The 2400-nt window shown below is 31.8% G+C and carries 2 protein-coding genes and 1 pseudogene; all 3 read left to right on the top strand.

The window, feature by feature from the left end; all coding sequences use genetic code 11:
* Positions 1-93: pseudogene (locus CDZ78_RS23375) on the top strand (IS6 family transposase); the annotation flags it as partial.
* A gap of 78 nt (positions 94-171) precedes the next feature.
* Positions 172-1689, top strand: coding sequence for an AAA family ATPase (locus CDZ78_RS18130; RefSeq protein ID WP_087871239.1), 1518 nt, complete (start codon positions 172-174; stop codon positions 1687-1689).
* A complete protein-coding gene (locus CDZ78_RS18125; RefSeq protein WP_140414188.1) occupies positions 1637-2284 on the top strand; it encodes a hypothetical protein in 648 nt (215 codons plus the stop codon). The genes CDZ78_RS18130 and CDZ78_RS18125 overlap by 53 nt, the downstream gene beginning before the upstream one ends.
* Positions 2285-2400 lie beyond the last annotated feature (116 nt).

Here is a 2400-nt window from a genome sequence, read left to right as displayed (position 1 = left end):
GGTATTGAGCTAATGAAAATGATCAAAAAAGGGCAAATGATCGGAGGAGATGGTTTGTCTCCTGCAGGACAGTTTTATTCATTAGCCGCATAAAGACCGGTTATGACCGGTTTTTATGCGCACGATAAACTTTTGCGACAGAACCGTTGAATCTAAGTCAGGAATAATATTATGTTGAAGGATTTAAAAATTGATCTAGAGACTCATTGCAAGAACCTAGAGACCCCATTTCTTCATCGAATAAAGTTTGATTCAACAAGTATCTATCTTACAAAAACAGTTTTCTATAATTTGCTTACTGCAAAAAATGACCATGGATATTATCGTTTTTTTTCGTGGGATGACCCAAGAGCAAAAGATTTTTTGAGAATTGAGCTAAATGATTATAGTCCTGATATTGGAGGTTGCATTAGGTTGGGACGTGCAAATTTAATTGGACGTTATAGACCAGAAGGTAGTGATTTACAGGATGTGCAATATGAAACCAATATAGGCAAAGCATATTTTAAAAGTGCATTTGACGAGATTGAAGGCCAAGTTTCAAATATAGAAAATATTAAGAAAGAAAAAATTAATTCAACTTCATTTATGAAAATGAATGAAATAATACCAACAGGCGCACAGGGAAAGGCTATATATGGCCAAGGAAACTATATAATTGATGGCCCTGCCGGAACAGGTAAATCTACAACTGTATTGCAAAAAATAAAAATACTTCAGAAACAGAAGAACCTTAACTCTTCTCAAGTATGTGTGCTTGTAAAAAATAAGAGTGTTATAAATAATTTTTCACAATTGCTTGATTCAATTGATGTAAAAAACCTTCAAATTAAAACTGTCAATCATTTCTTAACTAGTATGCTTCAATTTGATATAGCAGTATGTGCTAATAAAATTTCAGCTACTAGAGAACGCTCTAGTGATATTTATGAGAAATTTTGTAACAGCATTAACTTGACTGAACAAATATCAAGGAAGAAAGGTAGGTGTTTTTTACTAGAGGAATTCCCAGTTGAAAAGCTGTTTAAAGCAGACGATAAATTGTCTGAACAGTATAGAAAATATAAGAATAAATCTGATGAAATAAAAGACGTGAAAGCTAGAAATAGTAGTGAAATAAGAAAAAAGAAGGATCTTCTTGATACGGAAGCTTTAAGGCTGGGTAAAAAATTAGAGAAAGATATTTTCGATGCAAAATTAAAACAAAAAAAACGTGATAAGAAGTCCAAAACACTTGGGTTTGAGGTGTTATCCGAGTTAATTACTCTTTCTGAAAAAGAAAAGACACTAACTCTTGGGGAAGATGCTGAAAAAAGAGATAAAGTAAATGAATTTAAGACTACTGAGAATAAGAAAATTGATTCTCTAAGAGAATCACATAAAGATAATGAGAGTGCAAGGCTTAATGACGCTAATGTAATATTAGATGATATAAAACAAATTTTTTTTTCTGAATGTTTTGCAAAAAAAGTTTCTTCAAGCATGGAAGAAGCAAAGCTTTTGTCGCTTTATCTTAATAAGCAAGCTGGGAACGAAAGTGTTTTAGAAACAGTAATAATTGATGAAGCGCAAGATGTCTCTCTAAATAATCTTGAATTAATACACCTTTTTTCTAGAAAAATAATTCTTACAGGAGATGAACTGCAAAAAGAAGAGGGTTCAGGGGTTGGGCGTTGGGCGTTGGGATAATTTAAGTCATTTATCTGAATTATTCTCAATTAATGGTAGGTTAAATATTTATAAGTTAAAGCATAATTTTAGGCAAACTTATGAATTGGGGAATTGTAGCTATAACTATAGGCAACTTGCTCTACATAGAGAGGTGGTAGATATTAAGGACGAGTATTTTTACAACCAGAAGGGTTTTAATAAGCCAAATTTATCTTTTATTGGGGATGTTTCAGATTTTAAAAATGCAGTAGAATCAAAAATACAGTTCATTAAAGATGATTTTACCGATATCTTTCCAGTTGTTGTTTTTTATGAAAACAGCAATAGCCTTGAAAGAATGAAGGTGGTTTTAGAAAGCTATAACATTTCATTTAGCGTTGAATATGAAACAGAACGAAAGGGAGAGGTGGAGTTTGTTTCTATTAGAAATATTGCAGGAAGAGAATTTACAGTTGTAATTGCTCCGTTGTCTAATAATACCCCGGAAAACATTATTTATATTATGCTCAGTCGTGCAAAATATGATTTAACTTTAATTACAGGTGCTGATCGTAAAGTTGATAATCATATAAGAAAACTTATGGAGCTTAATTTTATTGTCTCAAATGGTTGAGCTTCTGTCGCAAAAAATAAATATTTGTGTAAAAATCAACTGTAATCTGTTTTCATGCGACAAAACCAAGAAAACAGCATAAAGAATGACATCTTTTGGAAAGTGAGTGCCTTTGA

This window comes from Bathymodiolus platifrons methanotrophic gill symbiont (genome assembly GCF_002189065.1).
Taxonomy (GTDB): domain Bacteria; phylum Pseudomonadota; class Gammaproteobacteria; order Methylococcales; family Methylomonadaceae; genus Methyloprofundus.
This window is presented reverse-complemented; position numbering and strand designations above follow the sequence as displayed.